Raw genomic sequence first — 5883 nt, 5'->3', positions numbered from 1 at the left:
TCGACGAATGGCAGCGGCTGTTCCTGTTCACCCGCGCCGACACCATCTACGGCGGGTCCAACGAGATCCAGCGCAACATCATCGCCGAGCGGGTGCTGGGCCTGCCCCGGGAAGTTCGCGGATGAGCGTGTGCGCGAAGACTGAGGAGGAAGCGTGAGTCTGTCTTCGGCGCCCAAAGAGATTGCCGGGCACGGTCTTCTGAAGGGCAAGGTGGTGGTGGTGACCGCCGCCGCCGGCACCGGCATCGGCTCGGCGACCGCGCGGCGGGCGCTGGCCGAGGGCGCGGACGTGGTGGTCTCCGACCACCACGAACGACGGCTGGGGGAGACCGCCGACGAATTGTCGGCGTTGGGGCTGGCCCGGGTCGAGAAGGTGTTGTGCGACGTGACGTCGACGGCCCAGGTCGACGCACTGTTCACCTCGGTGACCGCCCGGATGGGGCGCATGGACGTGCTGGTCAACAATGCCGGGCTGGGCGGGCAGACCCCGGTGGTGGACATGACCGACGACGAATGGGACCGCGTCCTGGACGTGACGTGCACGTCGGTTTTCCGTGCCACCCGCGCGGCGCTGCGGTACTTCCGCAAGGCCGGGCACGGTGGGGTGATCGTCAACAACGCCAGCGTCCTGGGCTGGCGGGCCCAGCATTCGCAGGCGCACTATGCGGCCGCCAAGGCGGGCGTCATGGCGTTGACTCGTTGCAGCGCAATCGAAGCCGTCGAGTACGGGGTCAGGATCAACGCGGTGTCGCCCAGTATCGCCAGGCACAAGTTCCTGGACAAGACGACCTCGGCGGACCTGCTCGACCGGTTGTCCGCCGGGGAGGCATTCGGCCGCGCCGCCGAACCGTGGGAGGTCGCGGCCACCATCGCGTTCCTGGCCAGCGACTACTCCAGCTACCTCACGGGCGAGGTCATCTCGGTCTCCAGCCAGCATCCGTGACTCACTGGCCGAGCAAGCGCTTGGTTGATAGGCTTGCCCGGTGGAACGGGACACCGGTCAGCCGAACAGCCGGCGCGGCGAGTTATTGGAGCTCGCCGCGGCCATGTTCGCCGAACGCGGGCTGCGCGCGACCACCGTGCGCGACATCGCCGACGGCGCCGGCATCCTGTCGGGCAGCCTGTATCACCATTTCTCCTCCAAGGAAGAGATGGTCGACGAGGTGCTGCGCGGCTTCCTGGATTGGCTGTTCGCCCGCTACCGCGAGATCATGGACAGCGAGACCAATGCCCTGGCGCGGCTCAAGGGCCTGTTCCTGGCGTCGTTCGAGGCGATCGAGCACCGGCACTCGCAGGTCGTCATCTACCAGGACGAAGCCAAACGGCTCTCGTCGCAGCCCCGGTTCTCCTACATCGAGAACATGAACCGCCAACAGCGCAAGATGTGGGTCGAGGTCCTCAACCAGGGTATCGACGAGGGCTACTTCCAGTCCGGCCTCGACGTGGACCTGGTCTACCGCTTCATCCGTGACACCACCTGGGTGTCGGTGCGCTGGTACCAACCCGGCGGACCGCTCACCGCGCAACAGGTGGGCCGGCAATACCTCGCCATCGTGCTGGGCGGGATCACGGCGGAAAACCCCCAAGCCTGACGAAGGAGTCGGAAATGCCTGAGGCGTACGTCATCGATGCTGTACGTACCGCGGTCGGCAAGCGTAACGGATCGCTGGCCGGCGTGCACCCTGTCGACCTGGGGGCACTGGGGTGGCGCGGTCTGCTCGACCGCGTCGACGTCGACCCCGCCGCCGTCGACGACGTGATCGCCGGCTGTGTCGACGCCATCGGTGGCCAGGCGGGCAACATTGCTAGGCTGTCATGGCTGGCGGCCGGCTACCCCGAAGAGGTTCCCGGTGTCACCGTGGACCGGCAGTGCGGCTCCAGCCAGCAGGCGATTTCCTTTGGTGCCCAAGCGATCATGTCCGGTAACGCCGACCTCATCGTGGCCGGCGGAATGCAGAACATGAGCTGGATCCCGATCTCGTCGGCCATGACGGTGGGCGAGCAGTTCGGATTCACCTCGCCCACCAACGAATCCAAGCAGTGGCTGCACCGGTACGGCGACCAGGAGATCTCGCAGTTCCGCGGCTCGGAGCTGATCGCCGAGAAGTGGAACCTGTCGCGCGAGGAGATGGAACAGTACGCGCTGACCAGCCACGAGCGCGCGTTCGCGGCGATCCGCGGCGGTCACTTCGACAACGAAATCCTCACGGTAGAAACGGAATCCGGGCCGTTCCGGGTCGACGAGGGCCCGCGCGAGACTTCCCTCGAGAAGATGGCGGTTCTCAAGCCGCTGGTCGAAGGGGGCCGGCTGACCGCGGCGATGGCCAGCCAGATCTCCGACGGCGCCAGCGCGGTCCTGCTGGCTTCCGAGCAGGCCGTCAAGGACCACAAGCTGACGCCGCGGGCCCGCATCCACCACATCAGTGCCCGCGCCGCCGACCCGGTGTTCATGCTCACCGGACCGATCCCCGCGACCCGCCACGCGCTCGAGAAGACCGGCCTGTCCATCGACGACATCGACACCGTCGAGATCAACGAGGCGTTCGCGCCGGTGGTCATGGCCTGGCTCAAGGAGACAAAGGCCGACCCCGCCAAGGTCAACCCCAACGGCGGCGCGATCGCGCTCGGTCATCCGCTGGGGGCCACCGGCGCCAAGCTGTTCACCACGATGCTGGGCGAACTCGAGCGCATCGGCGGCCGCTACGGGCTGCAGACGATGTGCGAGGGTGGCGGCACGGCCAACATCACGATCATCGAACGGCTCTAGCTCGTCATCTTGCCGCCGAACGTGAACCGGCCGCGAGTTTTTCGCGGTTTTATCGCAGTGGCTGCACGCTCGGCGCAGGGTTAGAGGGTCAGGCGTCGTAGTCGACGGCCACGAACGGCGTCGTCGGATGTGACTGGCAGGTCAGGATATAGCCGGCGTCCAGTTCGGCGCGCCCGAGGGCGAAATTGTGTTCCATCTCGACCTCGCCGTCGACGAGCTTCGCGCGGCAGGTGCCACACGCGCCGCCCATGCAGGCGTATGGCGCGTCGCTGCGACGTTGCAGCGCGCCTTCCAATATCGAGTCGCCGGGAGCCAGGTCGACCGTCGCCGGCGTGCCGGACAATGTGAAGGTGAGGCTCGCGGTCCCGTAGGTGCGCTCGGTCGACGGGGCTGTGTCGTAGCCGAAGAACAGCTCGAGGCGGATGCGCTCCGGGTCGACGCGATGCTCGATCAACACTTCGCGCGCGGTGGTCGTCATTCCCGTCGGGCCGCAGACGAACCACTCGTCGATGCTGTCGGGCTGCAGGCTGCCCGACAGCCACCGGTTGAGTTTGTCCCGGTCGATGCGGCCGCGCAGTTCCGGTGTGTGCAACGGATCGCCCGACAGCACGTGCAGGATCTCCAGGCGATCGGCGTAGCGGGACTCGAGCCGGTCCAGCTCATCCCGGAACATCGTCGACTCCTTGGTGCGGTTGCCGTAGACCAGCGTGAACCGGCTCTCGGTCTCGATCTCGAGCGCCGTCGCCAGGATGGACAGCACCGGCGTGATCCCGCTGCCGGCCACCAGGGCGACGTAGTGTTTCCGGGCCAGCGGATGTAACGGGGTGCCGAAGCGCCCGGTCGGCGTCATGAGCTCGAGCACATCGCCGGCCTTGAGCTCTTCAGCCACGAAGGTCGAAAACGCCCCGCCGGGAAGGTGTTTGACGGCGATCCGCAACTGGGCCCGGGTCGCCGGCGCGCAGATCGAGTAGTTGCGGCGAACGTTCTCGCCGCCCAGATCGGTGCGTACCGTCACGTGCTGGCCCGGTTCGAAGCGGAACGCGTCCTGGAGCTTCTCCGGTACGGCGAAGGTGACCAGGGTGCTGTCGGCGGTGAGGGGATCCACCGACGCGACCGGGATCCGGTGCAGCACCGCGTGCGGCGAACTCGACCTGGCCGGCATCCGCACCGGCAACAGCTTGGCGAGCCTGCCGTTGAGGGCCTTCCACGCCCGGAACTCGTCCGGATTCAGTTGCTGGCCAAAGACTGTCGAGATCGCGGCGTTGCGTTGCAGGTAGGCCTCTTCGTTGCGTTTCCACGTTCGCAGGTAGCCGTAGAACGGCACCGACGGGTGCAGGTGATGTACCAGGTGGTAGTTCTGCGACAGCAGCACCGGGGTGAACAGCCATTCCGCGCCGACCCGGTTGCGGGTTGCCCGGTAGCGGTCGGTGCGCTGGGTGTCTTCGAGTCCGTGGTGGGGCAGCCAGTCGAACCACCACGCCAGTACGGTCAGCCCTATGCGCTGCGGGATCAGGAAGGCGACCGCGACAGTCCAGAAGTTTCCGGTGATGACGGCGACCGTGAGACCGGTCAGGCTCAGGAACAGCATCGCCAGCGTCTCGGCGAGCTCAGAGACCGGCCGGCTGCGGGCCCGCGGGAGGTAATACCTCAGATAGAAATACTCCGACAGCGACCAGCGAAACGGCAGGTACCACAGCGAGCCGTGCGATGCGAACGTGTCGGGGTCCTCGTCGTCGTCGTTGGCGTGGCGGTGATGCTGGACATGGATGAAGGCGAACGGCGGGAAGGCGACTATGGGGGCGACGAAAAGCCACGCCAGCCGCCCGAACAATCCGTTGACCCATCGCGTGGAGCTGATCGAGTAGTGCGAGGCATCGTGCACGACGGTGAACATCACGAACGTCACCGCGGCGTTGACCGGGATCGTGAGCCAGGCTGAGGCCGAGCCGTTGACGTATCCCACCGTGGAGAACACGAACACGGTCAAAGAGCTGATGAAAATCGCGACGGTCGGCAACGCCAACGTCGGCACCGATTCGCCTGGATCGGGCAGCGCAAGACGCCCGACGGATTCAGAGGTGGCCCGGCCGACCGCGTCGATGGTTGTCATAGTTAACGTAGCTTAACCGGCGAATGCCCCGACGTACACAGCATTCAGCGGGCGGCCATCACCAGCGCGATCCCGCCGAGCGCCAGCAGCCAACTCGTGAAGCTGCCGAGGAGAAAATACTTCGGTCACCTCGTCGATGCCGACCGTGCCGTAGCGGTCCTTCTGGGCGCTCAGTTCGGGAAATCGGATGATTCCCTTGGCGGCGACGACGGCGCCGGCCGCGGCCACCTGTCCGCCGACCCCGAGGCTCAGGATCAGCAGGCGTTCCATCGGGCCGAGCAGCCGGCCGCCCTTGAGCCGGTCCGACGGTTGGGGCTGGCCGGCGGGGCGCACCGCACCCACGGACCCGAGCACCAGGCGCACCAGTTGGTTCGCGGCGGCGAACTGCAGCAACACCACAGCGACGATCATCAGCAGCCGCGTGGGCGTGACGGGGGCGAGCGGCAGGTGCACCCAGGCCGACCACCGGGCGAAGACACCGCCGACCGGCGAGGACCAACCGGACGCGACCGTCAGAAATATCAGCGTCCCGGCGAAGACTGCCAGCGGGGCGGCCTGGCGCCTGCCGCTGCGTTCACTGCGCATGCACGGCCACTCCCAGGCGGCGACGGCGCAGGCCGCCGGCACCAGCAACGCGACATCACCGCCGTGCCACAGCGCGCCCAACGCCGCGCACCCGACCACCAGGACCGGTCCGATCGCCAGGGGCGGCCACGCCGCACCCACCGTCCGCCGGCACAGGTCGGCGATGCCCACCGCGATCAGGAAGACAGCGATGCCGCTCACGGCAGGCTCCGAAGATATCGCGACGCAACGACAAGGAGATCCAGGCCGTCACGGCTCGCCCGCTGCGACACCGCCGAGGCGCTGATGCCCTCGGCGGCGGCGAGTTCCTTCTTGGTTCGGCCGGTCATCAAGCCCTTCACGATTCGCAGCGATCTTTCATCGAGCGATCCAAGCAGATGGTCCCGACAGATCAGGGCCGCGTTGACGGCCGCGACGTCTGC

The 5883-nt window shown here is 67.1% G+C and carries 5 protein-coding genes and 2 pseudogenes; 4 read left to right on the top strand and 3 right to left on the bottom strand.

Annotated elements, in window-relative coordinates; translation table 11 throughout:
- From AC2VOK_RS09940 to fadA6, 4 genes are all read left to right on the top strand, one after another.
- Positions 1-125, top strand: a 125-nt coding sequence (locus AC2VOK_RS09940; protein ID WP_428900324.1) for an acyl-CoA dehydrogenase family protein, incomplete at its 5' end; no start/stop codon positions are given.
- A gap of 28 nt (positions 126-153) precedes the next feature.
- Positions 154-942 carry a (5R,7aS)-5-hydroxy-7a-methyl-1-oxo-2,3,5,6,7,7a-hexahydro-1H-indene-carboxyl-CoA reductase gene (gene ipdF / locus AC2VOK_RS09935; RefSeq protein WP_428900323.1) on the top strand — a complete coding sequence of 263 codons (789 nt, stop codon included), beginning with the start codon at positions 154-156 and terminating at the stop codon, positions 940-942.
- 40 nt (positions 943-982) lie between these two features.
- Positions 983-1591, top strand: coding sequence for a TetR family transcriptional regulator KstR2 (gene kstR2 / locus AC2VOK_RS09930; protein ID WP_428900322.1), 609 nt, complete (start codon positions 983-985; stop codon positions 1589-1591).
- Between the two features lie 14 nt (positions 1592-1605).
- Entirely contained in the window at positions 1606-2766 is a 1161-nt protein-coding gene (gene fadA6, locus AC2VOK_RS09925; protein ID WP_428900321.1) for a steroid 3-ketoacyl-CoA thiolase FadA6, read from the top strand.
- A gap of 88 nt (positions 2767-2854) precedes the next feature.
- On the opposite strand, the gene AC2VOK_RS09920 is transcribed toward fadA6, so the two are convergent.
- The 3 genes and pseudogenes from AC2VOK_RS09920 to AC2VOK_RS09910 all read right to left on the bottom strand — a co-directional run.
- Positions 2855-4876: a fatty acid desaturase gene (locus AC2VOK_RS09920; RefSeq protein ID WP_428900320.1), complete on the bottom strand. Its 2022-nt coding sequence runs from the start codon at positions 4874-4876 to the stop codon at positions 2855-2857.
- A 44-nt stretch (positions 4877-4920) separates the two neighbouring features.
- Positions 4921-5662, bottom strand: a pseudogene (locus tag AC2VOK_RS09915) (hypothetical protein).
- Positions 5659-5883 (bottom strand): annotated as a pseudogene (locus AC2VOK_RS09910) (SatD family protein); the annotation flags it as partial. The pseudogenes AC2VOK_RS09915 and AC2VOK_RS09910, both read right to left, overlap by 4 nt.

It is taken from the genome of Mycobacterium sp. TH-M116, assembly GCF_057473685.1.
Note: the sequence above shows the minus strand (reverse complement) of the source record. Positions and strands in the feature narration are given on the sequence as shown.

What these genes read in the sequence shown, in the direction of transcription:
- fadA6 (WP_428900321.1), top strand. Translation starts at nt 1,606, where the DNA reads ATGCCTGAGGCGTACGTCATCGATGCTGTACGTACCGCGGTCGGCAAG.
- AC2VOK_RS09920 (WP_428900320.1), bottom strand. Translation starts at nt 4,876, where the DNA reads ATGACAACCATCGACGCGGTCGGCCGGGCCACCTCTGAATCCGTCGGG.